This is a genomic window from Micromonospora echinofusca, from assembly GCF_017614955.1.
Taxonomy (GTDB): domain Bacteria; phylum Actinomycetota; class Actinomycetes; order Mycobacteriales; family Micromonosporaceae; genus Micromonospora; species Micromonospora echinofusca_A.
Genome location: NZ_WVUH01000015.1, coordinates 1 through 25,282 on the forward strand (window position 1 = coordinate 1; position 25,282 = coordinate 25,282).

20 protein-coding genes and 1 pseudogene are annotated in these 25,282 nt (G+C 71.6%); 2 read left to right on the forward strand and 19 right to left on the reverse strand.

Going from position 1 to position 25,282, the window contains the following annotated elements:
• Positions 1–317: 317 nt before the first annotated feature.
• The 19 genes and pseudogenes from GSF22_RS03705 to GSF22_RS03795 form a co-directional block, all read right to left on the reverse strand.
• On the reverse strand, positions 318–1,295 hold the full coding sequence (locus GSF22_RS03705) for an NAD-dependent epimerase/dehydratase family protein (RefSeq protein ID WP_208811300.1): 978 nt from the start codon (positions 1,293–1,295) through the stop codon (positions 318–320).
• 109 nt (positions 1,296–1,404) lie between these two features.
• Positions 1,405–3,078 carry a solute symporter family protein gene (locus GSF22_RS03710; protein ID WP_208811301.1) on the reverse strand — a complete coding sequence of 558 codons (1,674 nt, stop codon included), beginning with the start codon at positions 3,076–3,078 and terminating at the stop codon, positions 1,405–1,407.
• Positions 3,056–3,421, reverse strand: coding sequence for a DUF485 domain-containing protein (locus GSF22_RS03715; protein ID WP_208811302.1), 366 nt, complete (start codon positions 3,419–3,421; stop codon positions 3,056–3,058). Before GSF22_RS03715 ends, GSF22_RS03710 begins: the two co-directional genes overlap by 23 nt.
• A gap of 157 nt (positions 3,422–3,578) precedes the next feature.
• Positions 3,579–4,124: pseudogene (locus tag GSF22_RS03720) on the reverse strand (flavin reductase family protein); the annotation flags it as partial.
• A gap of 51 nt (positions 4,125–4,175) precedes the next feature.
• Positions 4,176–5,396, reverse strand: a complete 1,221-nt coding sequence (locus tag GSF22_RS03725; RefSeq protein WP_208811304.1) for a hypothetical protein — start codon at positions 5,394–5,396, stop codon at positions 4,176–4,178.
• Positions 5,389–5,943, reverse strand: coding sequence for a SigE family RNA polymerase sigma factor (locus tag GSF22_RS03730; protein WP_439957737.1), 555 nt, complete (start codon positions 5,941–5,943; stop codon positions 5,389–5,391). Before GSF22_RS03730 ends, GSF22_RS03725 begins: the two co-directional genes overlap by 8 nt.
• A gap of 209 nt (positions 5,944–6,152) precedes the next feature.
• Positions 6,153–7,880, reverse strand: coding sequence for an ABC transporter permease (locus GSF22_RS03735; RefSeq protein WP_307803700.1), 1,728 nt, complete (start codon positions 7,878–7,880; stop codon positions 6,153–6,155).
• Positions 7,865–8,632, reverse strand: coding sequence for an ABC transporter ATP-binding protein (locus tag GSF22_RS03740; RefSeq protein WP_208811305.1), 768 nt, complete (start codon positions 8,630–8,632; stop codon positions 7,865–7,867). The genes GSF22_RS03735 and GSF22_RS03740 overlap by 16 nt, the downstream gene beginning before the upstream one ends.
• An 89-nt stretch (positions 8,633–8,721) precedes the next feature.
• Positions 8,722–8,985, reverse strand: coding sequence for a hypothetical protein (locus GSF22_RS03745; protein ID WP_244366027.1), 264 nt, complete (start codon positions 8,983–8,985; stop codon positions 8,722–8,724).
• Between the two features lie 237 nt (positions 8,986–9,222).
• Positions 9,223–11,199: a peptidoglycan DD-metalloendopeptidase family protein gene (locus GSF22_RS03750; protein ID WP_208811307.1), complete on the reverse strand. Its 1,977-nt coding sequence runs from the start codon at positions 11,197–11,199 to the stop codon at positions 9,223–9,225.
• A 124-nt stretch (positions 11,200–11,323) separates the two neighbouring features.
• Positions 11,324–12,976 (reverse strand): sodium/solute symporter, encoded by a 1,653-nt coding sequence (locus GSF22_RS03755; protein ID WP_208811308.1) that lies wholly within the window; start codon positions 12,974–12,976, stop codon positions 11,324–11,326.
• 1 nt (position 12,977) lies between these two features.
• A complete protein-coding gene (locus GSF22_RS03760; protein WP_307803701.1) occupies positions 12,978–13,388 on the reverse strand; it encodes a hypothetical protein in 411 nt (136 codons plus the stop codon).
• A 220-nt stretch (positions 13,389–13,608) separates the two neighbouring features.
• Positions 13,609–15,702 (reverse strand): carboxypeptidase regulatory-like domain-containing protein, encoded by a 2,094-nt coding sequence (locus GSF22_RS03765; RefSeq protein ID WP_208811310.1) that lies wholly within the window; start codon positions 15,700–15,702, stop codon positions 13,609–13,611.
• Positions 15,703–15,773: 71 nt separating this feature from the next.
• Positions 15,774–17,876 carry a carboxypeptidase-like regulatory domain-containing protein gene (locus GSF22_RS03770; RefSeq protein WP_208811311.1) on the reverse strand — a complete coding sequence of 701 codons (2,103 nt, stop codon included), beginning with the start codon at positions 17,874–17,876 and terminating at the stop codon, positions 15,774–15,776.
• Between the two features lie 266 nt (positions 17,877–18,142).
• Entirely contained in the window at positions 18,143–18,796 is a 654-nt protein-coding gene (locus tag GSF22_RS03775) for a DUF5701 family protein (RefSeq protein WP_307803702.1), read from the reverse strand.
• A gap of 75 nt (positions 18,797–18,871) precedes the next feature.
• On the reverse strand, positions 18,872–19,627 hold the full coding sequence (locus tag GSF22_RS03780; RefSeq protein WP_208811313.1) for a LytR/AlgR family response regulator transcription factor: 756 nt from the start codon (positions 19,625–19,627) through the stop codon (positions 18,872–18,874).
• Positions 19,624–20,829: a sensor histidine kinase gene (locus GSF22_RS03785; RefSeq protein WP_208811314.1), complete on the reverse strand. Its 1,206-nt coding sequence runs from the start codon at positions 20,827–20,829 to the stop codon at positions 19,624–19,626. The genes GSF22_RS03780 and GSF22_RS03785 overlap by 4 nt, the downstream gene beginning before the upstream one ends.
• A 61-nt stretch (positions 20,830–20,890) precedes the next feature.
• Entirely contained in the window at positions 20,891–22,462 is a 1,572-nt protein-coding gene (locus GSF22_RS03790; RefSeq protein WP_208811330.1) for a sugar transferase, read from the reverse strand.
• Between the two features lie 269 nt (positions 22,463–22,731).
• Positions 22,732–23,592 (reverse strand): Fpg/Nei family DNA glycosylase, encoded by an 861-nt coding sequence (locus GSF22_RS03795; RefSeq protein WP_208811315.1) that lies wholly within the window; start codon positions 23,590–23,592, stop codon positions 22,732–22,734.
• A 24-nt stretch (positions 23,593–23,616) separates the two neighbouring features.
• Here GSF22_RS03795 and GSF22_RS03800 point away from each other — a divergent pair, with 24 nt between their 5' ends.
• Together GSF22_RS03800 and GSF22_RS03805 are read left to right on the forward strand one after the other, a co-directional pair.
• Complete coding sequence (locus GSF22_RS03800; RefSeq protein WP_208811316.1) at positions 23,617–24,795, forward strand: glycosyltransferase; 1,179 nt, start codon at positions 23,617–23,619, stop codon at positions 24,793–24,795.
• A 2-nt stretch (positions 24,796–24,797) separates the two neighbouring features.
• Positions 24,798–25,277: a hypothetical protein gene (locus GSF22_RS03805; RefSeq protein WP_208811317.1), complete on the forward strand. Its 480-nt coding sequence runs from the start codon at positions 24,798–24,800 to the stop codon at positions 25,275–25,277.
• Positions 25,278–25,282 lie beyond the last annotated feature (5 nt).

Genomic DNA, 25,282 nt, shown 5'->3' on the forward strand with positions numbered 1-25,282 from the left:
GGCCCGCCCTGCCCCCGGCCGCCGGTCGGGGCGGCGGAGAACGGGTCACGGCCGGGGGACCGGCCCTCGGCCGGCGGCCGGCTGCCCGGCACGGAGGCACGGCCGGCGGAGCTGCCCAACGGACGACGGGAGCCGTCAGGGAGCGGGGAACCGGCAGGCGAGGTCGCTGACATGTAGCTCAGGGTACGTAGCGCCGACCACTGTCGTCCCGGGTCGCACCGACGGTGTCGTCGGGCGCCGCGGCACAGGTGTCGTGGGACGGTGCGGTACCGGCGTCGCCGGGTGGCGCGGCGACAGCCACGGGCAGGTGCCCGGTGTCAGGCCAGTCGTTGCCGGAAGTGCTCGATCGTCCGGCGGAGGCCCTCCTCCGGGGCGACCTGCGGGGCGTACCCGAGGCGCTCCCGGGCCAGGGTCAGATCCGGCCGGCGCTTCTCCGGATCGTCGGCGGTCCGGGTGATGTAGCTCACCTGGGAGTCGCTGCCGGTGAGCGAGACGATCAGCTCCGCCAGCTCCCGCATGGAGAGCTCGTGCTCGGTACCGCAGTTGACCGGCCCGGTCTCGGTGGAGTCGAGCAGGAGCAGGATGCCGCGCACCAGGTCGTCGACGTAGCAGATCGACCGGGTCTGCGCCCCCGTGCCGTGCACGGTGATCGGCTCACCGCGCAGGGCCTGGTTGATGAAGGTCGGGATCGCCCGGCCGTCGTCCGGCCGCATCCTCGGCCCGTACGTGTTGAAGATGCGCACGATCGCGGCGTCCAGCCCGCGGTACCGGTGGTAGGCCATGGTCGACGCCTCGGCGAACCGCTTGGCCTCGTCGTAGACGCTCCGGATGCCGATCGGGTTCACGTTGCCCCAGTACGTCTCGCGCTGCGGGTGCTCCAGCGGGTCGCCGTACGCCTCGGAGGTGGAGGCCATCAGGAAGCGGGCCCCGTCGGCCACCGCGCGGTCGAGCAGGTGCAGGGTGGCCACCGAGCCGACCCGCAGGATCTCGACCGGCAGCGTGGCGAAGTCGGTGGGGCTGGCCGGCGAGGCCATGTGCAGGATCGCGTCGAACCGCTCGGCGACGGCCGGGTGGTGGTCGGGCAGCCCTTCGGAGATGTCCGCCTCGACCAGGGTGAACCGGGGGTGGTCGGCCAGGTGGGCGACGTTCTCCTTGGTACCGGTGACGAAGTTGTCCACGGCGACGACGGTGCAGCCCCGCTCGATCAGTGAGTCCACCAGGTGCGACGGCACGAAGCCGGCCCCACCGGAGACGAGTACGCGGTGACCTGATCCGAAACGAGGGGCAACCTTCATGCCCGTCAGCCTACCCAGAACCCCGACCGGGAACCGTCCACCGGTCACGGGTGTTAGGAAGGGCCCCTTCCTCTACCGAATGCGATAAGAAGGGGCCCTTCCTTGCATCTCAGTGGGCGCCGGCGCCGGTGAGGGCGCGGACCTCCAGTTCGGCGTACTTCGCGTCGTCGCGCTCCTTCGACAGCAGGGTGCCGACGAAGCCGCAGAGGAACCCGAACGGGATCGAGATGATGCCCGGGTTGGACAGCGGGAACCACTGCCAGTCGGAGTCCGGGAACATCGAGGTGGCCGCCCCGGAGACCACCGGGGAGAAGAAGACCAGCACCACGGCCGCGAGCAGACCGCCGTAGATCGCCCAGACCGCGCCGGAGGTGTTGAACCGCTTCCAGAACAGGCTGTACAGGATCGCCGGCAGGTTGCCGGACGCGGCGACCGCGAAGGCCAGCGCGACCAGGAACGCGACGTTCAGGCTCTGCGCGAAGATCGACAGCAGGATCGAGACCGCACCGATCACGAAGGCGGAGATCCGGGCGACGTTCACCTCCTGCCGCTCCGACGCCTGGCCATTCTTGATCACGTTGGCGTAGAAGTCGTGCGCCAGGCTGGAGGAGGAGGCCAGGGTCAGCCCGGCCACCACGGCGAGGATGGTGGCGAACGCGACCGCCGCGATGATCGCCAGCATCGCGGCACCGCCCACGTCACCGCCGAGGAAGTCCACCCCGAGTGCCTGGGCGAGCTGTGGTGCCGCGGTGTTGCCGGCCTTGTCCTGGGCGGTGATCGCCTCCCGGCCGACCAGGGCCGCCGCGCCGAAGCCGAGCGCCAGGGTGAACAGGTAGAAGGTGCCGATGATGCCGATCGCCCAGAGCACGCTCTTGCGGGCCGCCTTCGCGGTCGGCACGGTGTAGAACCGGATCAGGATGTGCGGCAGGCCGGCGGTACCGAGGACCAGTGCGATGCCGAGCGAGAGCAGGTCCACCTTGTTGTAGAAGGTCTGCGTGGCGTTGCCGGCCACCTCCACGCCGTACCGCAGTCCCGGTTCGAGGAAGGCGCTGCCCTTGCCGGACGAGGCGGCGGCGTCGCCGAGCAGCGAGGACAGGTTGAACTTGTACTTCGCCAGGACCAGCAGCGTCATCACCAGCGTGCCGCCCATCAGCAGCACGGCCTTGATGATCTGCACGTAGGTGGTGCCCTTCATCCCGCCGACCGTGACGTAGATGATCATCAGGGCGCCGACCAGGATGATGGTGGCGACCTTGGCGGTGTCGGCGTCCATGCCCAGGAAGGTCGTCCCGGGCCGGATGCCGAGCAGCAGCGCGACCAGCGCGCCCGCGCCGACCATCTGGGCCAGCAGGTAGAAGATCGACACGGTGATGGTGGAGACCGCCGCCGCCGTCCGGACCGGTCGCTGCCGCATCCGGAACGCCAGCACGTCCGCCATCGTGTACCGGCCGGAGTTGCGCAGCAGCTCCGCGACCAGCAGCAGCGCGACCAGCCAGGCCACCAGGAAGCCGATCGAGTACAGGAAGCCGTCGTACCCGTAGAGGGCGATGATCCCGGCGATGCCGAGGAACGAGGCGGCCGACATGTAGTCGCCACCGATCGCCATGCCGTTCTGGAAGCCGGAGAAGGACCGGCCACCGGCGTAGAAGTCGGTGGCCGTCCGGGTCTGCCGGCTCGCCCAGATGGTGATGCCGAGGGTCACCGCCACGAGCACCACGAAGAGCGTGATGGTCAGCGTACGGGCGGTGCCGTTGGTGGCCTCAGCCGCGAGGACCGTGTTCATGGGTCACCTCCCCGATCTCGGCGCGGATCCGGTCGGCGACCGGGTCGATCCGCCGGTTGGCGTACCGGGCGTAGAGCCACGCGATCAGGAAGGTGGAGACGAACTGGAGCAGCCCGAAGACCAGGGCGATGTTGATGTTGCTGCCGAACAGCCGGGTGCCCATGAAGTCCCGCGCGTACGCCGAGAGGATCACGTACAGCGCGTACCAGAGGAAGAACGCCACGGTCATCGGGAAGACGAAGCCGCGCAGGGTCCTCCGTAGTCCGGCGAATTCCGCCGACTCCTGGACGGCGACGTACCGGTGGGACGTGCCCGCTGCTGATGCCGGGGTATCCGTAGACATGCGTGAATCACCACCTTCACAGGTGTGGGGGGTTTCGCGCACGGTATGGATCGGGGCGGCGTACCCGGAAGGCCGTCGGGCGGCCGGGTCGGCGGGTGCGCCGAACGGCACGACTGCTGCGCCGAGTGACCTGTGTCACTTCGGTGAGCGGTACGGTTCAGGCGTCCAGTTGGCGGTACCGGCCCCGGTGGTGCAGCAGCGGCGTGCCCTCCTCGGCGAGGGCGACGGTCTCGATGGTCGCCTCCACCAGCAGTGCCCAGCCGTACTCCCGGGCGCCGTCGAGCCGGCAGCCCACCCAGCCCCCGGCGTCGGCGGGTACCGGCCCGTAGTCGGTCGGGATCCACTCGCCGGTGGCGAAGAGTCCGCCCGGTGCGGGGAAGAGCCCCGCGAACCGGTCGGCGAGCTGCCGGTGCGCCGGGCCGAGTACGGCCACCGCGAACCGGCCGGCGGCCGACGCCGCACTCCACAGGTCCGACTCCTCGTCGACCAGCCCGAGCAGCCGGTCCGGTTCCCCCTCGGCGACGAGGGTGGAGGAGACGGTCAGCCCGGCCGGACCGGGCGCGGTCCAGAGGGTCACCGTCGCCGCCAGCCGGCCGCGCAGTCGGCGTACCGGCGAGCGCTCGCCGACCGGAGTGGCGAACGGGTCGGTGTGGTGGATCTCCGCGCCCGGTTCTGGATTCACGTGAAACATTGTGCCGCCGCCCCGGGGACCGGAGCGGCGGACTCCATGAAAGGAACGGGGCGCGGACCCCGGTCACCCGCTGACGATGATCTTCCAGGTCCGAAGGTTGTTCCCCTCCTTGCCGGCCGGCTCCGGGTACCGGCCGGTGTGGTCCGGCCCCCAGTACACCGATGCCGAGAGGTCGCCGATCGCGCCGGACCCGACCGCCGACCGGTCCACCGACAGGACGATCTCCAGGACCGCCATGCCGCCCGCCTTGATCTGGTCCATCGGGCAGAAGAGCTGGCCGGGTTCGGTGACGGCGCCCCGGCAGCCGGCCGGCGGGATGGCCGTCACGGTCGACGGGAACCGGAGGGTCACGTACGGCGCAGTGGCCAACTGCGGTCCCTTGTTGAGTACGAGCAGGGTGAACGTCCCGGTGTACCGCTGCGTACCGTCCGCGCGCAGCCGGGGGTCCATCCCGCCCAGCGCCAGATCGGTGACCCGGGGGTTGGCCGGGAACCGGGTCGGGCCGCCGGTCTGCCGGAACCTGCCGTCGACCCAGGAGTAGGACCGCCACTGGTGCTGGGCCAGGTCGTCCGGCAGACCGTCACCGGCGTAGTCGGCCACCTCCACGTCCAGGGCCCGGTCAGCCGCTCGGATGCCCCGGATGGCGGCGACGTCGCCGGTGCTGGCGACCACCTGTCCCTGGGTGACGATGGCTCCACCGGCGTCGCGGTCGAACACCAGCACCTTTGCTGCGTAGCTCTCCAGCCCCGAGCAGGTGATCAGGGCGGCGGTCTCGGTGGTGCCGTCCCGGTCGGTGTCGACCGGTACCACCTTGTCGATCTTCATGACCAACTCGTTGCCGGGGACCTCGTTCCGACCGTCGCTGAACCGGACCGGCCCGCTCCGGCAGGACTTCGCCATCCGGTCCGGCCACGCCGGGATCCGAAGAGTCACGTCACCCAGGACCGCCGCCGGCGTCAGCCCGCCGGGGACCGTTGCACCCCGGGTCGGCGTACCCGTCGGTGACGCGGTCGGCGCGCCGGTGGGCGCTACGGACGGGGTCGGTGGCCCGGTCGTCACGTCGACCCCCGGTGGCGGTGGCACCGGCTCGGGCCAGGCCGTTGCCGCGACCGGAGTGATGATCACCAGAGCGGTGAGTGCCCCGGCTGCCGCCGTCCCGGCGGTCCGACGCCGCCGTGCCACGGTACGCGCCGCACCGGCCCCGGCCGGCAGGGCCAGCGGGCCGCCCGTCCGGAACCGGGCGAACGCGGTTTCGAGCTGCGGGAATTCCTGGTCGTCATGCATCGGTCCGCTCCGTCCCCGGGTCCGTCAGAGCAGCGGCGAGAGTCTTCCGGCCCCGGTGCAACCAGGACTTGACCGTCCCGGACGACACCCCTTCCTGCTTGGCGATCTCGTCGACCGGCATGTCGGCGACGTGGAACAGCACGATCGCGCGGCGGTGCGTCTCCGGCAGGTCGGCCAACGCACGGGCCAGTGCGACCCGGTCCGGACCGGGGCCCTCCACCACCTGCTCCCGGTGGAAGTGGGCGTGGGCGCGGGCCGCCCGCAACCGCCGCCACCGGCTCTTGGCCACGTTCAGCGCGACCCGCCGGACCCAGGCTGCCGGATTGTCGTACGACGCGACCCTGCTCCAGCGGGCCCAGGCGCGACTGAACGCCTCCTGGACCGCGTCCTGGGCCTGGCCCACGTCTGCCGTGTAGGCATAGAGCTGGAGCGTCAGCTGATGGAAATTGGCCGCATAGAACTCGTCGAAGCCGGATCCGTCAGTCGGAACCGGCGGGGGTGCCTGCCCTGGTGGGCCCAGATCCGGGCCCAGCAACCGCACCATCATGATGGCGCCCTCCCCGTACCGCGCCGCCGTGCGCTACGGCGACGTCTGGGCCCCACACCCCGTGCCCCGGCCACGGGTTGCACGCTGTCGCCCGCCGGACACCCCGGTCAGGTCCGACGGGTCCGGCCGCACGGGTGACCGCAGCGAGCCGCGTCGGGCCAGTTCGGCGGCACGGGTGACCGCAGCGAGCAGCACGACCGGACGGCCGGTCAGCGGCGTGGCGTCACCGCGGTCAGCAGCTCCGGCATCCGCCTGTCCAGCACGTCCCCGGCGAGGTACGTGCCGAGTACGGCCGCCCCGAAGCCGTACGCCAGACCCACCGGCAGGGCCAGCCAGTACCAGATCCCGCCGAGAAGGGCGGTCGCCGCCACCATCGGCGTGGTCACCCCCACCGAGGCGACCATGGACACCATGGTCAGCAGGCCCTTCGCCACCCCGGCCCCGCTGTTCACCGCGAACGGGTTGCTCGTCTCCGGCAGCGCGTACGCCCCCAGGATCGAGACGAACACGTTGATCGCCAGCCCGGCGCCGTACGCGGCGAAGAGGGAACCCGCCATCACGCCGATCCAGGCCGGCTCCCGCAGTACCACCGCGACGATCACGCTGATCGCCACCAGCAACGGGACCACGTAGAGCGAGAAGGCGACGGCCCGGGCGCGCAGCTCCACCTGCCCCGGCACCCCGGCGATCACGTTCGCCGCGTACGCGCTGCCGTCGAAGCCGAACTGGTTGGCCAGCGTCACCGAGGCGAGCACCCCCACGAACACCATGGAGAGGGTGACCGTGGTCGGGGAGGCGGAGAAGTCCTGCTCCCCGCCGACCAGTCCCTGGCTGCCGATGTTCACCATCACCGGCACGAAGACACCGACCACGGCGATGGTGATCAGATTGGCCCGCCGCCGGGCGTCCCGCCACCAGTACCGGGCCTCCCGGGCCACCAGCGCGCCGAACCGGTCCCGGCGCACCCAACCGGCGATCCGGGGGAAGAGCTGTGCCACCGGAGTACCCGCAGCCTGCCGGCGCTTCGCTGCGGTGCCGCCGCTCGCGGCCCCCACCATGGCCGACTCCAGCGACCGGGACCACCACCACAGCAGCGCCCCGATGGTCAGTACGGTGATCAGCAGCTTGACCGGTGCCGCCCAGACCCGGCCCTGCGCCAGGTCGATACCGGCGGTGTACGCCGCCCCGAACGGGGTCCAGCCGACCACGTCGGCCACCCCGGCCAACTGGTCCCAGTCCGCCCGCTGGACGGCAGCCAGTACGACGATCTGGAGCGGGCCGATCAGGGCGGCGAGGACCGCCAACAGGATCGCCGCCAGGTCCCGGATCCGGCGGGACCGGAGCATGGTGGCGAAGGCACTGGTCACCGCCCGGCTCGCGGCGACGCAGAGGAGCAGACCGGCGACCACCCCGACCGCCGTGACCAGCCCCGCCGACCAGCCGCCGAGCAGCCAGGCGGTCACCACCAGGCCGCTGGTGGCGAGCAACGCGGCCACCGCCGGGATACCGACCAGCGCAGCGGCGAACATGCCGGTGACCAGGGTCCGGCGGGTCAACGGCAGCAACGCGAACCGGGCCGGGTCGAGGGTCTCGTCCACCCCGAACAGCACCAGCGGCAGCAGCGTCCAGCCGAGGACCAGCAGCCCGCCACCGAAGGCGGCGGCCAGCACGGCGAAGTCCGACCTGTCCGCCAGGCCCGGTGCGGCGAACAGGAAGAACCCGGAGACCGCGAACCAGAGCGCGAACAGCGCGCCGACCACGTAGAGCGCGATCCGCCAACCCTGACCACGGAAGTTGTTGCGCATCACCCGCAGCTTGAGCCGGACGAAGTGTCCGGCACCGACCGGCCGTAGCGGCTCCGGCGAGGGCGCCGCGACCGGTGGCCCGACCGGCGGTAACGGCCCGGCCGACCCCACCGGCGTCACCTCGACAGCCACGCCAGCTCCTCACCGGTCGCCGTACGGCCACCGACCACCTCGACGAAGACGTCCTCCAGGGACCGGTCGCCGCGTACGTCGTGCAGGGTGCCGACCCGCTTGATGGTCCCCTCGGCGAGGATCGCCACGTGGGTGCAGAGCCGCTCCACCACCTCCATGACGTGGCTGGAGAAGACCACCGTCCCGCCCCCGCCCACGTACCGGTGCAGAATGTCGCGGATCAGCGCGGCGGAGACCGGGTCGACCGCCTCGAACGGTTCGTCCAGGACCAGCAGTCGCGGCCCGTGTAGCAGGGCACAGGCCAGGCCGATCTTCTTCTTCATGCCGGCCGAGTAGTCGACCACCAGGGTGCGGTCCGCGTCGGCGAGGGCGAGCACGTCGAGCAGTTCGGTGGCCCGCTGGTCCACCACGGTCGGATCCATCCCGCGCAGCAGACCGTGGTACGCGAGCAGTTCGGCCCCGGTGAGCCGGTCGAAGAGGCGCACCCCGTCGGGCATCACCCCGAACAGTCGTTTCGCCTGCACCGGGTCGCCCCAGACGTCGTGGCCGAGCACCCAGGCGCCACCGGCGTCGGGGCGGAGCAGGCCGACCGCCATGGAGAGGGTGGTCGTCTTCCCGGCACCGTTCGGGCCGAGCAGGCCGAAGAACGAGCCGGCCGGTACGTCGAGATCGACACCGGCCACGGCCACCTTGCCGTCGAACTGCTTCACCAGCCCGCGCAACGCGAGGGCGGCGTGCTCCGTACCAGTCATGTGTCCGACGGTAGCCGCCGTGCGCCGTACCCGGCTCGGACGGCGGAACGAGGTGTCGTCCTCCCTGAGCAGGAGAACAACGGCAGAGGTCACCGGGCCGGCGGGCGGCCCTCCGGATGCATTCCGGTCTGTTCCTCCAGCGCGTTGTCGGCGAGATCACCACCGGCGCGGTCGTCCGGGAAGGTCCGCCGGGAGGGCGCCGGGTCGGGTGGTGCGCCCGGTCCGGCCGCCGGGGTCCGGGTGGGTTCCACCGGTCCGAACCCGTGCCGGTCGGTGGTGGCGCTCCGCGCGCCGGCCCGCCGCTCGCCGCGCCGTCCCGGCGGTACCGCGGTCTCCTCGCTGCCCTCGTCCATGGGTGAGTCCTCACCCGCGCCCCACGGGGCGTCGCGGTCGATCCCGCCGGCGCTACCCCACGGGCCGACGGACTGGGGGCCCTCGGTACCGGCCGGTCTCCGTTGTGCCGCCAACTCGGATCACCTCGCTCCTGCCGCTGTGAGACCTGCTGACTTCCCACCCGGACGCGAGGCACACCGGGCGGGGTGGACCGGACCTGCCGACCCACCCCGCCCGGTGCACGGAACCCGGCTGCGTCAGGCGCGCCGCCAACCGGCCCCGTAGTTGGCCGTCCCGCCCCGGTTGTAGCCGGCGAGCACCCGGGTGAGCATGCCCGCCTGGGCGCGGGTCTCCAACACCGTGGTCAGCGCGTTCGCGTCCAGGTGGTGCTGGCCGGCGGTCCCGCCGCTGCCGGCCGCGTACTGCTGGAAGACCGCCGAGAACCGGTAGCTGCCGGCGTACTGGTAGGCGTTCAGGTAGACCAGGTGACGTCCGGCCCGGGTGTTCGTGTTCCAGGCGTCCTGGTAACCGGCCGCGTCGAGGAAGGTCGGCGCCTCGAACACCCCGACGTTCTCCTTGAGGTAGAGAGCGGTGTACTTCAGCGTGTCACCGGGGGCGACGACGGAGATGTTCACCGGGTGGTACCCGGCGGCGACCAGCTTGGCGTACTCGGTGCTGTGGGCCGCCGCGCTCCACCCGTGGTACGCCCGCAGCTCCGGGCCACCCTGCTTGCGCCAGACCGCCGCGTACCGCACGCCCGAGTCGACGTAGCTGGTCACGTTGATCAGCCGGTACCCCTGCTCGCGCATCAGGTCGTACTCGTTCTGGTAGGCGGTGCCGTCCATGCCGTGCTTCGCCACCCACGGCACCCCGTCCTCGGGGCGCATGATCAGGTTGAAGAAGACCTGGGTGCCGACCTCGTGGGCGTCGACCCAGACCGGCCGGTAGCCGGCCTCGGTGGCCCGGTTGAAGACGGTCTGGTAGTCGGTGCTCCGGATCCCCGGCAGCACCAGCTCCGCCTTGCCCCGTGGGTACCAGGTCGGGTGCCAGCCCGACGGCCAGATCAGCATCTCCTTCGGCGGCAGGGCCCGGTTGAGGGCCGGTACCCAGAGGTTGGAGTCCGGGTCCCAGGGGGTGCCCTGCGTCATCTCCAACAGCCAGGCATCCTTGAACAGCATCGGCCGCAGCGGGTTGCGCAGCGTGTCGCTGCGCCTACGGGTCTCCAGGTGGATGTGCGGGCCGGAGCTGTTCCCCGAGTTGCCCAACCGGCCGAGGATCTGCCCCGCGACCACGGTGTCCCCCTGCTGCACCGTCACCGTCCCGTTGCGCAGGTGGGTGTACCAGGTCATGGTGCCGTCCGGGTGGGCGATCCAGACCGAGTTGCCGCCCACCGGGTCGGGGGTGGGCACGGGCAGGCTGCCTAGGACGGTGTTGTCCGCCATGCCGTCGACGGCCGCCCAGACCGTACCGTCGGCGACCGTCCGGATCGGCACGTTCCAGCCCCGGAAGTGCTCGTTGGCCGTGCCGTCCTTACCCGGCAGCAGGCTGGTCCACTTCGCGCCGTCCCAGCCGACCACCCCGACGTCGTGCGCGTAGATCTGGCTGCCGGCGGCGCCACCGGTGGCCCAGTGGTCGCCCGCCGACTTCAGGCACTCGCCCGGACGCAGGTCGGCGACGTCGATCGGCAACCGGTGCGAGACCTTGTAGGGGGTCAACGGCAGGGTCACCTGGTACGCGAAGAGGTAGCCGTCGCAGGTGATCTGGATGGTCACCGAGCTGGGAATGGGCGTCGGCAGGTAGACCTGGTTCTTGACCTTGGTGTCGTCGGCGAGGGTGACGCCCCCGTTGGACCACCACTTGCTCTGCCCCGGCTGGAACTCCGGCCCGTCCTTCGTGCCGTCGTCGTCGACATCGACGTCGAAGAGCAGGTCGACGCCCTGCATGATCTTGTTCGGTACGCTGCTGCCCGGAAAACTGAAGGTGATCCCGGTGACGTTGAGCACCTCGGTACCCGTGTTCGTCACCCGCAGCCGGACGACCAGCTTGCCCCCGCCCGGCGCCCCGGCGAACTCCGGGGCGAGCGGCGCGTACGCGACCGAGCCGGCCTCCAGCGGTTCGACGGCGACCGAGATCGGCGGTTCCGGCCAGGGGGCCGCAGCGGCGGGACCGGATCGGGCGAGCACCCCGGCGGCGGGGATGGCAGCGGTGACGAGCAGGATCTTGCGGCGGTTCATCGTCGGTCCTTCGATGGTCGGATCAGCTGGCCGGTCCCGGCCACGGATACAGGCAACCATCGACGTCCCTGGCTGGGCCTGAGCAACGACTACTCGTTCTCCGCCCGGCGGACTACCTACCCACCTACTTGACGTGGAGCCGCAGCGCCTCCGGGGCGTGCAGGCGCAGCATGGTCGCGCCGACGTCGGCCGGTGCGCGGTGCCGCGACGCCACCGACACCAGCACCATCACGGTGAACGCCAGCGGCACCGTCCAGGCCGCCGGCTGGGCGGTCAGGGTGGCCGGCCAGCCGTGCAGCGCCGGACCGAGCACGGTGAGCAGCACCGCGCCGACCGCCGCCCCGCCACCGACGAGGATGCCGGCGGCGGCCCCCAGGTCGGTCAGCCCACGCCACCAGATGCCGAGCACCAGCAGTGGGCAGAAACTCGACGCGGCGACTGCGAAGGCCAGCCCGACCACCTGGGAGACGTCCAGGTCGCGGAGGTTGAAGGCGAGCAGCACGGGTACCAGCCCGGCGAGGAGCGTGGCCAGCCGGAACCCGCGTACCGAGCCGCGCCCCAGCACGTCCGTGGAGATCACCCCGGCCACGCTGGTCAGCAGGCCGGAGGAGGTGGAGAGGAACGCCGCGAACGCCCCGGCGGCGACCAGCGCGGAGAGCAGCCGGCTGAGCGTGCCGTCACCCAGGGCGGCCCCGGGCAGCAGCACCACCACCGCGTCGGTCTGCCCGGTGACCAGCAGTTGCGGGGTGTAGATCCGGCCGAGCACGCCGTACAGGGTGGGCAGCAGGTAGAACGCGCCGACCATGGCGAGCACGACCAGGGTGGTCCGGCGGGCCGCGCCGCCGTCCGGGTTGGTGTAGAACCGGACGAGAACGTGCGGAAGCCCCATGGTGCCCAGGAACGTCGCCAGGATCAGCGAATAGGTGGCGAAGAGCCCCCGGTCGTCGTCCCCGGCGGTGTCCGGCAGCAGCCAGTCCAGCCCGTCCGGGCCGGGCAGTCCGGCCACCGCCGGTACCGGGTCACCGGCGTCGAAACTCAACGAGTCGCCGGGGCGTACCTCGATCACCGCACCGTCGGCCAGGGTGAGGGTCGCGGCCTGCTCGACCACCACGGTGGTCGCGGTCCGGAACGTCGGCCCGTCGGGTGGGGTCACCGCCGGGCGGCCGTCGGCCTGCCAGTGCAGAATCAGGAAGATCGCGGGTACCGCCAGCGCGGTCAGTTTCAACCAGTACTGGAACGCCTGGACGAAGGTGACCGCCCGCATCCCGCCCAGCGCCACGTTCGCCGTCACCACCACCCCGACCACGAGCGCCCCGAGTTCGTACGGCGCCCCGGTGACCGTGGTCAGGGTGAGCCCGGCACCCTGCAACTGCGGCACCAGGTAGAGCCAGCCGATGAAGACCACGAACCCGGTGGCGAGCTTGCGCAGCCGACGCGAACCGAGCCGCAGCTCGCAGAAGTCGGGCAGGGTGAACGCGCCGGAACGGCGCAGCGGGGCGGCGACGAAGAGCAGCAGCGCGAGGTACCCGGCCGCGAAACCGACCGGGTACCAGAGCACGTCGACGCCGTACTTGAGGATCAGGCCGGCGATGCCGAGGAAGGACGCGGCGGAGAGGTACTCGCCACCGATCGCCGCCGCGTTCCAGGTCGGGCTGACCGCGCGCGACGCCACCAGGAAGTCCGAGGTGGTACGGGCCAGTTTCAGCCCGTAGAAGCCGATCGCGACGGTGACCAGGGTGACCGCCACCAGCGCCGGTACCACGAAGTGGTTGGCCACCTCAGCGCTCCGGCCGTTCGACCAGGTCGGTGAAGTCCTGCTCGTTGCGTTCCGCCAGGTGCACGTACGCCCAACCCACCGCGACCAGGAACGGGAACGCCACCACGCCGAGCAGCAGCCAGGGCAGCGGTACCCCGAGCAGCCGGGCCCGGCCCACCGCCGGGGCGACCGCGAAGAGCAGCGGCAGACCGCCGAGCCCGATCAGTACGACCAGGGACAGTCGCAGTGCGAGCGCGAGCTGTGCCCGGACCAGGCCCCGGACCAGGGCGTCGCCGACCCGGGTCTGCTCGGCCAGCTCGCTCCGGGTCCGCCCCGGGCCGGTCCGCGAGCGGGTGGCGTCGGCCAGCACGACCCGGGTCCGCCGGGCGGCCGGGACGGCCGGGCGGACCGGGCGATCGGTGGGGTCGGCCACCTGAGGGAGTCTCACCGACCAGCGGCAATTGTCAAGTACGACCGTTCTGCACAGGGGCTGTGGATATCTGTCCACCGGTTGTGCACAACCTGTGGATAACCGGTGGATCCTGTGGACAACGGGGGCGGATCCGGTGGACAGGAGGCTGGCAGGGGGTGATGACGACGGCGGGGCCGGTGGACGGTGCCACCGACCCCGCCGGTCCTGTTGCCGGTCGCTCTCAGCTCGTCCGGACGGTGATGTCGATCGTCAGCGGCCCGGTCGACGGCACCGGGAAACCGGCGGTCGCCAGGGTCGGCCCACCCGGCCGGGTGGAACGGACGCTGGCCGGCTCCGGGTACTGACCGGACCGCATGACACCGCCGAACTCCGCGGACCAGGTGAGGTACACCGACTGTCCGGCGATCGCCGGAACGCTGTACCGCCCGTCGCCGACGGTGCCCCAACCGATCACGTCCCCGGTGGTGACGTTGTGGGCGAGGATCCGACCGTTCCCGGCCGCCACACCCGACTGGTTTCTGATCGTGCCGGTGATGGTCACCGCGCCCCGGAAGGTGGTGTCGTAGGTGACGGTCGCTCCGGCGGTCACCGTGACGGTGCTGGCCGCGTACCGGTCGCCGGTACCCCCCGACCAGTGGCTGTGGCCGGAACCCTCGATCGTGACCGGCCAGGCGTACGGCCCCACCCCGGTGAGCCGGTAACGGCCGTCGACCCCGGTCTCCGCCTGGTTGTGCACGCCCGGCGTGTTCGGCAGGATCCCGACGCCGAGCCCGGCCAACGGCTGCCCGGCGGTGTCGGTGACCCTGCCGGCGATCACCCCGGCCGGGTCGAGCCGTACCTCCGGTGCGGCGGTCACCCGTCCGGCCACCGCCGGTACGGCGGCAGCCAGCCGCTCGTCACCGGTACCGCCGGTCGGCCCCACCCACTGCTGACCGTAACCCGGCTTGTTCCGGGGGAAGGCGAACAGTCGGTAGGTGTCCTGCCGCAACGGCCCCACGGTGATCCGGCCGGCGGAGTCGCTGCACTCGCCGACACCGTCGGGCATGTCCACCCGCTTCGGCCGCATGGGCAGCAGACAGACGCCGGAGACCGGGTTACCGGTGGCCCGGTCGACGACCCGGGTGCTGATCGCGGCACCCGGCGCGAACCGGGCCGTGACGTCGACCGTCTGGTCCGCCCGGACCTGCACGTCCAGGTCCGTGTCGAAGTGCAGCACGTCCGCCGGGTCGGCGTTCAACCGCTGAGTGCCGGCGGGCAGCCCGGTGACCGTGACCTTCCCGGTGCCGTTGCTGCACGCACTCTCCACGCAGAAGTCCGCGACCGGCGCACCGCTGACCGCGTCGACCCCGGTGATCCGTACCGCCCCGGTCCCCAGCCAACTGTCGGTGATCCGGATGGTCTGCCCGGCCACGACCCGGACCTCGGTGGCGTCCGCGTGGTTCGTCGTGCCCGGGTAGTACTGGGTCAGCCGGTCCCGGTAGAAGGAGACGACGTAGCCGGTGGCGAAGAGCGGCAGACTGAACTCGCCGTTCGCGTCGGTCAGTACCGTCACGAAGTCGTGCCCGTCGACCGGGGTGGCGGTCACCGCCGCACCCACCGAGGCGCCGCCGCTGGCCGTGGTGAGCCGACCGGCCAGGGTGCCGGTCGGCAGTACCGTGTCGTCGGCGGTGAGCTGCCCACCGGCCCGGAGGTCGAACACCCCGGCGGCCTCGTAGGTCAGGCTGCCCGGCACGAACTGCCGCTGCTGGGTTCCGGTGACCGGCTCGAACGAGACGATGTACAAATCCGGGGCGGTGACCACCCGGTACCGGCCGTCGGCGTCGGTCGTGGTCTGGGTGACCAGTACGGTGCCGGCGCCCTCGACGGTGACCGGTACACCCGCGACCGGTGTGCCGGCGGCGTTCCGGATCACCCCGCTGATCACCCCGGTCGGGGAGAGCAGTTCGTCGACGGTGGTGGTGGCACCGTCCGAGACGGACCGGTGCTCGGCGGCGGCGAAATCGAACGTCTGCGGATGGAACTGCTGCGGCCCCTCCGGCGGCTGGAAGCCGACCAGGTACAGCCCGGTGGTCAACCCGGAAACCCGGTAACGGCCCTGCCCGTCGGTGGTGGCCCAGCCGACGGCCTCGGTGTCGCCGTTGTCGTAGAGGTAGACCTGCACGGCCACGTCGGGCGCGGCGGCGCCGGTGCTGGTGGTCACCGTGCCGGCGATGGCGCCGGTTCCGGCGGCGTACGCGGGCAGGCCCGGCAGCACGGCTGCGGCGGTGATCAGCGCAGCGGCCAGGGCCACCCGACGCAGGATCGGAAACGTCATGCTGTCCTTCGGTAGAAAGGGGACGGCAGGGCCGACGGGATCACCGCCGGCCCTGCCGAGAAGGGCCGATCTCAGTTGGTCCGGATCACGATGTCGAGCGTGAACGGGCCCGTGGCCGGTACCGCGATGCCCGGGGTGGCCAGGGTCGGCCCACCGGGACGGCTGCGCGTACTCGGCGGCAGCGGGTACTGGCCGTGGAGGTACTCGTCGTTGCCGAAGCTGACGTCGTAGGTGAAGTAGACCGACTGTCCACCGAGGGCGGACAGGTTGATCTGCCCGTAGTCGACGTAGCCGAGACCCACGACATCACCGGTGTTGACGTTGTGCGCGACGATCCGCCCGTACTCGACCCGGGCACCGTCTTGGTTGGTGAAACTGCCGGTGATCTTCACCCCGGGCTGGAGGGCCAGGTTGTACGTGGCGGTGCCCCCGGCCGTCACCGCGACCTTCGTCGCCGCGTACCGGTCGGCCGTACCGCCCGAGTACTGGGTGTAACCCTTGTGCATGAAGACCAACGGCCACTGGTACGGGCCGACCCCGGTCAGCCGGTAACGGCCGTCCGCCCCGGTCACCACCGAGGCGCCGTGGTCCGTGCCCGGCGCTTCGATGTCCACCCCGACCTCGGGCAGGGGTGCACCGGTACCCGCGTCGGTGACCAGGCCGGTCACCGTACCCGCGCGGTCGAGCTTGACCACCGGGGCGGTGCTGGTCCGGCCGGCCCAGGTCGGGACGGCGGCGGCCTGCCGCTCGTCGCCGGTACCGCCGGTGGCGCCGACCCACTGCCGGCCGTAGACGCTGTCCCCACGGGGTACCGCGAAGAGCCGGTACTGCCCCGGCTCCAGCGGGCCGACGGTGATCCGGCCGGTGCTGTCACTACAGTCGCCCCGGCCGTCCGGCTGCCGGACCTGCTTGGGCAGGAACGTGTCGAGGCAGACGTTGGCCACCCCGTTGCCGGTGGCCCGGTCGGTGATCCGGGTGGTGATCGCCGCACCGACCCGCAGCCGGACCGTCACGTCGATGGTCTGCCCGCCGACGACCTGTACACCCTCCAGGGTCTCCGCGAAGTGCAGCTTGTCCTCCGGGTAGACCCAGAGGTCGTGGCTGCCCTGTGGCAGCCCGGTGACGGTGGCCTTACCGGTGCCGTTGCTGCAGAAGTTCTCCACGCAGAAGTTCGCGACGGGTGCGCCGCTGACCGCGTCGACGGCGGTGACCCGGACCGCCCCGGTGGCCAGCCAGCTCTCCGTGATCCGGGTCTCCTGCCCACCGGTCACGGCGACCGGAGTCGCCTCCTCGAAGGTCAGTTTGCCCTGGTAGTACTGGGTCCGGTCGCCCTGGCTGAAGCTGACCCGGTAGCTACCGGCGAGGAGTGCCGGGAAGGAGAAGTTCCCGCTGGTGTCGGTCGAGGTGTAGCCGCCGTTACCCCAGCCGGCCGTCATGACGTTCACGTCCGCGCCGGCCACGGCGGCGCCGCCCTGGCTGGTGAGCCGGCCGGAGAGGCTGCCGACCGGCAGGACGGTGTCGTTCGCGACGACCTCGCCACCCGCCGTGACCTGGAAGAGCTGAGCTGCCGTCTCCTCGATCTGACCGGGGACGAACTGGCTCTGGTACGAGTCCGGGACGGGCTGGAAGGAGACCTGGTAGGTGCCCGGGGTGGCCGTGATCCGGTAGCGGCCCTCCTCGTCGGTCGAACCGTACGCCCAGTTGCCCTCGTTCACTTCGTAGGCGTTGATGAAGAGGTAGGAGGCCGGGTCACCGGTGGCCGTGCGGATCTGGCCGGTGATGGCGCCGGTGGGCAGCAGTTGGTCGTTGACCGTGGTGGTGGCACCGTTGGCCACGTCGACCCAGTCGGCGTCCCAGAGTTCGAGCTGCTGCCGGTAGAACTGCGTCGGGCCGCCCTGCGGTTCGAAGCCCACCGCGTACGGCGCCGGCCGGAGCCCGCCGATCTGGTAGTTGCCCTGCTCGTCGGTGGTCGTCCAGCCGACGGTGTCGATGATGCCGTTGTCCTCGCGGTACACGTGGACGGTCGCGTTCGCAGCGCCGGCACCGGCACTGGTGGTGAGTTGTCCGGCGATGACCCCCGTGTCGGCGGCGTAGGCCGGGGATCCACCCGGCAGTACGACCGCACCGAGCACGGCAGCCGCCAGGGCCAGTCGCCCCAGCTTGGAGAAAGCCATGCAAGTCCTTGGTGTGAGGTGGTGGGGCGACTCACGCAGGCGGACCCGCCGCACCGACCCCAGTGCGCCCCGTTCGCCTGGTCGGCTCCACGAGGATAGGTGGTCGATGTCTGCTCCGTGCTCCCCTTTTCGGCCGGTCCACAGGGGAACATTGCCTGCTCAGCCCCGTGCCCGACGGGAAGTTCCGCGATCTTGGTGGCAAATGGCCTCTGGAGGGTCCGTTTGCCACCAAGATCTGGCGGCCTTCATCGTCGATCTGATGCAGGTCAGGTGGACCGGTCGGCGGTGGAGGCCGAGCCGAGCCAGGTGTGCGGATTGCCGTACCAGCACCAGCCCAGCTTCGGGGCGCCCTGGCTGATCCAGATGGCCGGTACCCGCCGGTCCCCGCACCGCGAACCCACCAGCGAGAAGCACTTGTTCCTCGCCAGCGCGGCGGGGAAGTGGGTGACGAAGGCGATCCCCTCGTCGATGGTCAACGGCGTCCGGCCCTGCCCGGTGATGATCTCCATGGCCGCGTCGGGGGCCAGGTTCAGGGTCTCCTCACCCCGGTCGACGTCGAAGAGCAGGTACGCCGGGGAATCGGGCAGTTCCAGCTCCTTGATCGGGTCGAACCGGGCCAGGTCACCCTCGGCGTAGTGCCGGTCCAGGAAGCCGGGCTTGCGCCTGCCGGCCAGGGTGAGCCGGGTCAGGCGCTCCTCGACCGGTACCAGTTCGCGGGTCACCACCAGCACGAACGGGACCCGCCCCTCGGTGGGTGGGGTCATCGTGGCGGCCCGCCGGACGACCGTGGCCCGCAGCGGGGCGAGCCGGTCGGTGAACTCGGCCGGGCCCAGTCCGGCCAGGGCGGGGTAGTCCTTCGCCAGCAGGTTGCCGACCTGACGGTCGAACTCGACACCGGCATCGAACGGCTGATCGGTCACACGGGCCTCCTGCGTCTCGTACGGCCAACCGTACAAGGTACGAGAAGCGTCCGCCTATTCCCGTCACAGGAAAAGTCAGCGGTTCCAGTCCTGCTTCGCGGCGCGGACCAGCTTGTCCTTCAACTCCCGGGTGTGCCGGCGGCTCACCGGCAGCTCGGTGCCGTCCACGACCACCACGTAACCCGAGTTGACCAGACGCAACTCCGCGATCAGACGGATCTGCACCAGGTACGACCGGTGGATCCGGACGAACCCGGCGTCGGCCCACCGCTCGGCGAGGGTGGCCAGCGACACCCTGACCAGGTGCGACCCGTCAGCGGTGTGCAGCCGCGCGTAGTCGCCCTGCGCCTCCACCCAGCGCACCGCGGACCGGGGCAGCATCCGGGTCGTCCCGGCCAACTCCACCGGGATGGTCGGATCCGCCTCGGCCCGGGCCAGCGCCGCCGGATGCGTGGGTACCACCCGTGCCTCGATCACCCGGCGCAGCGACTCGGCGAGGCGTTCGGCGCGTACCGGCTTGCGGACGTAGTCGGTGGCACCCAGGTCGAAGGCGTCCGCCGCCCCGTCGTCGTACGCGGTGACGAAGACGATCGACGGCGGCCGGGCGAACCGGCGCAGCACCCGGGCCAGCTCCATGCCGTCCAGACCGGGCATCCGGATGTCCAGGAAGACCACGTCGACGTCGGCGTCCCGGAGCACCCGCAGCGCCTCGGTGGCGTCCGAGGCGGTGTGCAGCCGGGCCACCCGGGGATCGGCCCGCAGGTGGTACGCCAGCTCGTCCAGCGCGGGCGGCTCGTCGTCGACCGCGAGTACCCGCAGGAACGCGGTCATGACCCGGCCCGTACACCGGGATGGAACTTCGGCACCCGCATGCTCACCTTCGTACCCGATCCGAGGCCGGTCTCCACGACCAGGCCGAACTGGTCCCCGAAGGCCGACCGCAACCGCTCGTCGACGTTGGAGAGCCCGACATGCTGGCCGGCGTCGTCCGCGACGTCGGCCGGTTCGCTGACCAGCACCGCCGGGTCCATACCCACCCCGTCGTCCTCGACCGTGAGGTGGCACTCGGCGCCGGCGTCCCGGGCCTCGATCCGGATGGTGCCGGTCCCCGGCTTGCGGGACAGCCCGTGCCGCACGGCATTCTCCACCAACGGTTGCAGGCAGAGGAAGGGCAGACTGACCGGCAGGACCTCCGGCGCGATCAGCAGGTGCACCTGGAGCCGGTCACCGAACCGGGCCCGCTCGATGGTCAGGTACCGGTCGATCGACCGCAGCTCCTCGGCGAGCGTGGTGAACTCCCCGTGCGCCCGGAACGAGTACCGGGTGAACTCGGCGAACTCCAGGATGAGTTCCCGGGCCCGTTCCGGGTCGGTCCGGACGAACGAGGCGATCGCGGTCAACGCGTTGTAGATGAAGTGCGGGCTGATCTGCGCCCGCAGCGCCCGGACCTCGGCCCGGGCCAGCCGTTCCCGGGACGAGTCCAGCTCGGCCAGGGCGAGCTGGGTACCCGCCCAGTGCGCGGTCTCCAGCGTCGCCTGCACCAGGCCCGGTGCCGGCTGGTCGTCGGCGACGGCGACCAGCGCCCCCACCGGCCAGCCGTCCGGACCGGCGAGTGGCGCCACCACGGCACCGCGTACCGGGCAGTCGACCCGGTCGCAGCGCAGCTCCGACTCGCGCAGCACGGTCGAGCGGTTCGCGGTCACCGCCCGTCCGGCCGCCGCCCGGAACTGGTCGGCATGGTGCCCGCCCCGCCCGTCCAGGGCGAGCAGCTCGGTCCGGTCCAGCAGCGCCAGCCCGGCCGCGCCGACCAGGGCCCGCAGATGGCGTACGGCCTTCGCGGCGCTCACCGCACTCAGCCCGGTACGCAGCGGCTCGGCGGCGAGCCCGGCGGTGTGCAGGACGTCGTAGGTGGCCCGCTGGGTGGCGGTGGCGATGCCCCGTCGCGCCCGCAGCCGCAGTACCGCCCAGAGCGCGGCGGCCAACGCACTGACCAGTGCGACGACTGCGACGACCGCGGACAGGTTGCCCCCCACGGGTGAGATCCTGTCGCGTGCCGGGGCGTTCGCCAAGCCCTGCGGGGGTACCCGTACCGCTCTAGTAGGCACCCTTGCGGGCCAGGACCACGCCGACCGTGCGCCACAGGATGCTCAGGTCGTACGCGAGGGACCAGTTGTCGACGTAGTAGAGGTCCAGCCGGACCGCCTCGTCCCAGGAGAGGTCGGAGCGACCGGAGACCTGCCACAGCCCGGTCATCCCCGGTCGGACCAGCAGCCGGCGCCGGACGTCACCGAGGAAGTCACCGTCGTCGGCGGGGAGCGGACGCGGGCCGACCAGTGACATCTCGCCCTTGAGCACGTTGATCAGCTGGGGCAGCTCGTCCAGCGAACTGGCCCGCAGGAACCGGCCCACCGGGAAGACCCGGGGATCCTGCTTGATCTTGAACAGCATGCCGTCGGTCTCGTTCTGGTCGACCAGACCGGCCAGCCGCTCCTCGGCGTCGATGTACATGGTCCGGAACTTCCAGACCCGGAAGGTGCGGCCCTCGTGCCCCACCCGGGGCTGCCGGAAGAAGACCGGACCCGGGTCGGAGATCCGGATGGCCAGCGCGATCGCCACGAAGACCGGGGCGAGCACCAGCAGGCCCAGTCCGGCGGCGACCCGGTCCATCAGGTTCTTGGCCAGCAGGGCCGGCCCGGACAGGGTCGGCTCCTCGACGTGCAGCAGCGGCAGGCCCTCGATCGGCCGGATGTGCACCCGGGGCCCGGCGATGTCGGTGAGCTGCGGGGCGACCACCAGGTCGACCCCGGAACCCTCCAACTGCCAGGCGAGCCGGCGCAGCTCACCCGGCTCCGCGCTGGCCGAACCGCAGACCGCGATGGTGTCCCCGCCCACCTCCCGGACCAGGGCCAGGATGTCCCGACCGGCGTAGACCGGTACCGGCGTCTGGATGCCCCGGGCTGCGGCGTACCCGTCGGTGATGTGGATGGCCACCGGCATCAGCCCGGCGGCCGGGCTGCGGGTGACCGCGGTGTAGACCTCCAGGCACTCGGGCAGGGTGCCGATCAGCACCATCCGGTGCGCGGCCTGACCGGCCCGTTTCCGCACCACGTGCAGGATGAACCGGGCCAGGAACCGGCCCAGCAGGACCAGCACCATCGCACCGACCAGCGCGGTACCCACGGTGTACCGGGACAACTCGGCCTTGAACGCGAACGCGATGAACGACACCGACGCGGCCACCGCGACCGCCGCCCGGATCACCCGTTTGAACTCGTCCGGCCCCAGACCCAGATAACGTCGGTCGTACGCCCGGTTACCCCAGAGTATGATCAACCAGCCGAGCGGCAGGAGCACGAAGGCGACCGTGTAGAACCACGTCGGGTCCTCCTTCGCCTTGTAGAAACCCGACCGGGCCTGGTCGAAGAGCTGGATCGCGATCCAGCTCGCCAGGGCCGCCGCAGCGAAGTCCAGCAGCAGCAGGGCGAAGGTGTAGGGACGGTGCCAGCGGGAGACCCGGCGTCGGGCCCGTGCCCACGCCGACCTCGGTACGCCGTTGGGCGACGGTACTGTCGGCGGCTGGATCTCGAAGCTGTCGACGTGCCGCACGAGTTTGCTCCGGCCTGTGTTGGTTACCGGGCGCTGGAGGCTAGTCGTCACCTCACCCATGTCCTCCCGCATGGCACACACCGCTCACCAGTGGTGAGAGCGCGGCCGCCCACCGTTCCAGTTTCCCACGCGGGGCCCCGGCACCAACGCCGACCGGAGGCACATCACGCCTGATCATCGTTGGTGGGGATCCTGTTCGGTTCCGGTGGAACTCAGGGAACCGGGGACCCGGCCACTATACCGATGGATGCCGGGTTTGCCAGATCGGCGTACTGGGCAGTTTGGGGCGAGCTGGGCGGTTCCCCCGACGGGTGGCGGCGCAGGCTGACTCAGCGTACGAGCCGTGACAACCTACGGTCAGCCAGAGGTTTCCCACCGGTCTGGCAGCCGGGGCAGTACTGGAGGCTCGAATCGGCGAACGAAACCTCGCGCACCGTGTCCCCGCAGACCGGACAGGGCAGGCCGGTCCGGGCATGGACCTTCAGACCGGCACGTTTCTCCCCTTTCAGCTCCGCCGCCCGCTGGCCGACCGACCGCGCCACCGCATCCCCGAGCACCTGACGGGTCGCCGCGTGCAGGGCCCCGAGCTGCTCGTCGGTCAACCGGTCGGTCAGCGCGAACGGGGAGAGCCGGGCGGCGTGCAGGATCTCGTCGGAGTACGCGTTGCCCACCCCGGCCAGCACCTGCTGATCGGTGAGCACCCCCTTGACCTGCCCCCGACGGCTGCGCAGCCGCTCGCTGAAGGTCGACAGGTCGGCGCCGAGCGCGTCCGGGCCGAGTTTCGCCACCCCGGGCACCTGGGCCGGATCGGGGACCAGGTACACCGCCAGCTTCTTCTGCGTACCGGCCTCGGTCAGGTCGAAGCCGGAACCGTCGTCCAGGCGTACCCGCAGGGCGACCGGACCCTTGCCCGGCCGCAGCGGAACGGCCGAGGCGAACGCCTCCCGGTAGTGCAGCCAACCCGCCCGGGCCAGGTGCACCACCAGGTGCAGCCCGCCGTCGAGGACCACGTCGAGGAACTTGCCGTGCCGTCGGGCGTCCACCACCGCCCGACCCACGACCGACGACGGGGGCGGGTCGTACGTCTTCAGGGCGTTGATCGCCGCCACCTCGACCCGGTCGACCCGCCGCCCCACCGCGCGCTCGCGCAGGTAGCCGGCGAGCGCCTCCACCTCCGGCAGTTCAGGCATCCCCCAACGGTAGCCTTTTGACCCGTGAGAATCGTGGTGGCACACAACCGGTACCGCCAGGCCCAGCCGTCCGGCGAGAACACCATCGTCGACGCGGAGATCGCCCAGCTCGGCGCGGCCGGCGTGGAGGTGCTGCCCTTCCTGCGCAGCTCCGACGAGATCCCGTCGATGTCCGGGGCGGCCAAGGCGCTGCTGCCGCTCTCCCCGATCTACGCCCCCCGCGCGCAGCACGACCTGGACGAGCTGATCACCCGGCACCGGCCGGACGTGCTGCACCTGCACAACCCGTACCCGCTGCTCTCACCCTGGGTGGTGCGGACCGCGCACAAGCACGGCGTGCCGGTGGTGCAGACGGTGCACAACTACCGGCAGGTCTGCTCCTCCGGCCTCTACTTCCGGGACGGCACGATCTGCCAGGACTGCCGGGGCAGGGTGCTCGGCGTACCGGCGATCGTGCACCGCTGCTACCGGGGCTCCCGGGCGCAGAGCGCGCTGATGGCCACCACGCTCGCCGTGCACCGGGGCACCTGGAAGTCCGTCGACCGGTACATCGCGCTCACCTCGGGGATCGCCGCCCACCTGCGGGACTACGGCATCCCGGCGGACCGGATCGTGGTCAAGCCGAACGGCATCCCCGACCCGGGTACCCCGACCCCGCTCGGCGACGGTTTCCTCTTCCTCGGCCGGCTCTCCCCGGAGAAGGGGCTCGACCTGCTGCTGGCCGCCTGGCGGCGGCACCCGGACGGCGCGCTCGGGCCGCTGCGCATCGGCGGGGACGGGGAACTGCGCCCGCTGGTCGAGGCGGCGGCGGCCGAACGCGCCGACGTCACGTACCTCGGCCCGCTGGACCGGGCCGGGGTGCGGGCGGCGCTGGACGCCAGCTCCGTGGTGCTGGCCACCTCCACCTGGCACGACGTACTGCCCACCGTGATCATCGAGGCGCTGGCCAGTGGCCGGCCGGTGCTCGGTACCGCGCTCGGTGGCATCCCCTACCTGGTCGGAGTGGACGACCCGGCCGGTCCCGCCGGCTGGGTGGTACCCGCCGAGCCGGAAGCCCTGGCCGCCGCGCTACCGACCGCCCGGTCCGGGGCCGCCGCGCTGGCCGGCGCCGCCCGGGCCCGGTACGAGCGCACCTTCCACCCCGATGTGGTCACCAAACGCCTCATCGACGTGTACGCCTCGCTCGTCCGACCGTCCCGCTGAGCATGGTGACGGTGGAGGGGCTGCCGCCCTTCGAGGTGATCGACGCGCCACCGGGCATCCGGTGCTGGGGGACGGACGCGCCGGCGGTGCGCTGGGACGGCGGGCGGGACGTGCGCGTCTACGTGGTGCGGGAGGACGACGAGCCGGACCTCCCGGAGGGCATCGATCCCGGCCTGATTCGCGGCGTGGTGGGCAACCTCGACGGGTACCTGCACGCGGCACTCGCCTACCTGCAGGCCTCGGTGCTGGCCGACCCGGAGTTCTTCGGGCTGGGCGCGGACGACGTGGCGGCGTACGAGGCGCTGGAGCCGCACGAGCTGCCGCTGTCGGAGCCGGAACTGACGTTCCGCACCGGCGACGAGTGGGATCTGCGGTTCGGGGAGGGCAGCATTCCGATCTGCGACCCGTACGGGATCGTCGTCACGTTCGACCGGGACCGGCCGGTGCGGGTGGAGGACCTCAGCGAGGCCGAGGACGCCTGAGCGGA

Bases quoted from the DNA above. Each gene is read 5' to 3' on its own strand.
- GSF22_RS03805 (WP_208811317.1), top strand. From the start codon at position 24,798: ATGGTGACGGTGGAGGGGCTGCCGCCCTTCGAGGTGATCGACGCGCCA.
- GSF22_RS03795 (WP_208811315.1), bottom strand. From the start codon at position 23,592: ATGCCTGAACTGCCGGAGGTGGAGGCGCTCGCCGGCTACCTGCGCGAG.
- GSF22_RS03705 (WP_208811300.1), bottom strand. From the start codon at position 1,295: ATGAAGGTTGCCCCTCGTTTCGGATCAGGTCACCGCGTACTCGTCTCC.
- GSF22_RS03715 (WP_208811302.1), bottom strand. From the start codon at position 3,421: ATGTCTACGGATACCCCGGCATCAGCAGCGGGCACGTCCCACCGGTAC.
- GSF22_RS03710 (WP_208811301.1), bottom strand. From the start codon at position 3,078: ATGAACACGGTCCTCGCGGCTGAGGCCACCAACGGCACCGCCCGTACG.
- GSF22_RS03725 (WP_208811304.1), bottom strand. From the start codon at position 5,396: ATGCATGACGACCAGGAATTCCCGCAGCTCGAAACCGCGTTCGCCCGG.
- GSF22_RS03770 (WP_208811311.1), bottom strand. From the start codon at position 17,876: ATGGCTTTCTCCAAGCTGGGGCGACTGGCCCTGGCGGCTGCCGTGCTC.
- GSF22_RS03740 (WP_208811305.1), bottom strand. From the start codon at position 8,632: ATGACTGGTACGGAGCACGCCGCCCTCGCGTTGCGCGGGCTGGTGAAG.
- GSF22_RS03745 (WP_244366027.1), bottom strand. From the start codon at position 8,985: ATGGACGAGGGCAGCGAGGAGACCGCGGTACCGCCGGGACGGCGCGGC.
- GSF22_RS03765 (WP_208811310.1), bottom strand. From the start codon at position 15,702: ATGACGTTTCCGATCCTGCGTCGGGTGGCCCTGGCCGCTGCGCTGATC.
- GSF22_RS03780 (WP_208811313.1), bottom strand. From the start codon at position 19,627: ATGACCGCGTTCCTGCGGGTACTCGCGGTCGACGACGAGCCGCCCGCG.
- GSF22_RS03790 (WP_208811330.1), bottom strand. From the start codon at position 22,462: ATGGGTGAGGTGACGACTAGCCTCCAGCGCCCGGTAACCAACACAGGC.
- GSF22_RS03750 (WP_208811307.1), bottom strand. From the start codon at position 11,199: ATGAACCGCCGCAAGATCCTGCTCGTCACCGCTGCCATCCCCGCCGCC.
- GSF22_RS03730 (WP_439957737.1), bottom strand. From the start codon at position 5,943: ATGATGGTGCGGTTGCTGGGCCCGGATCTGGGCCCACCAGGGCAGGCA.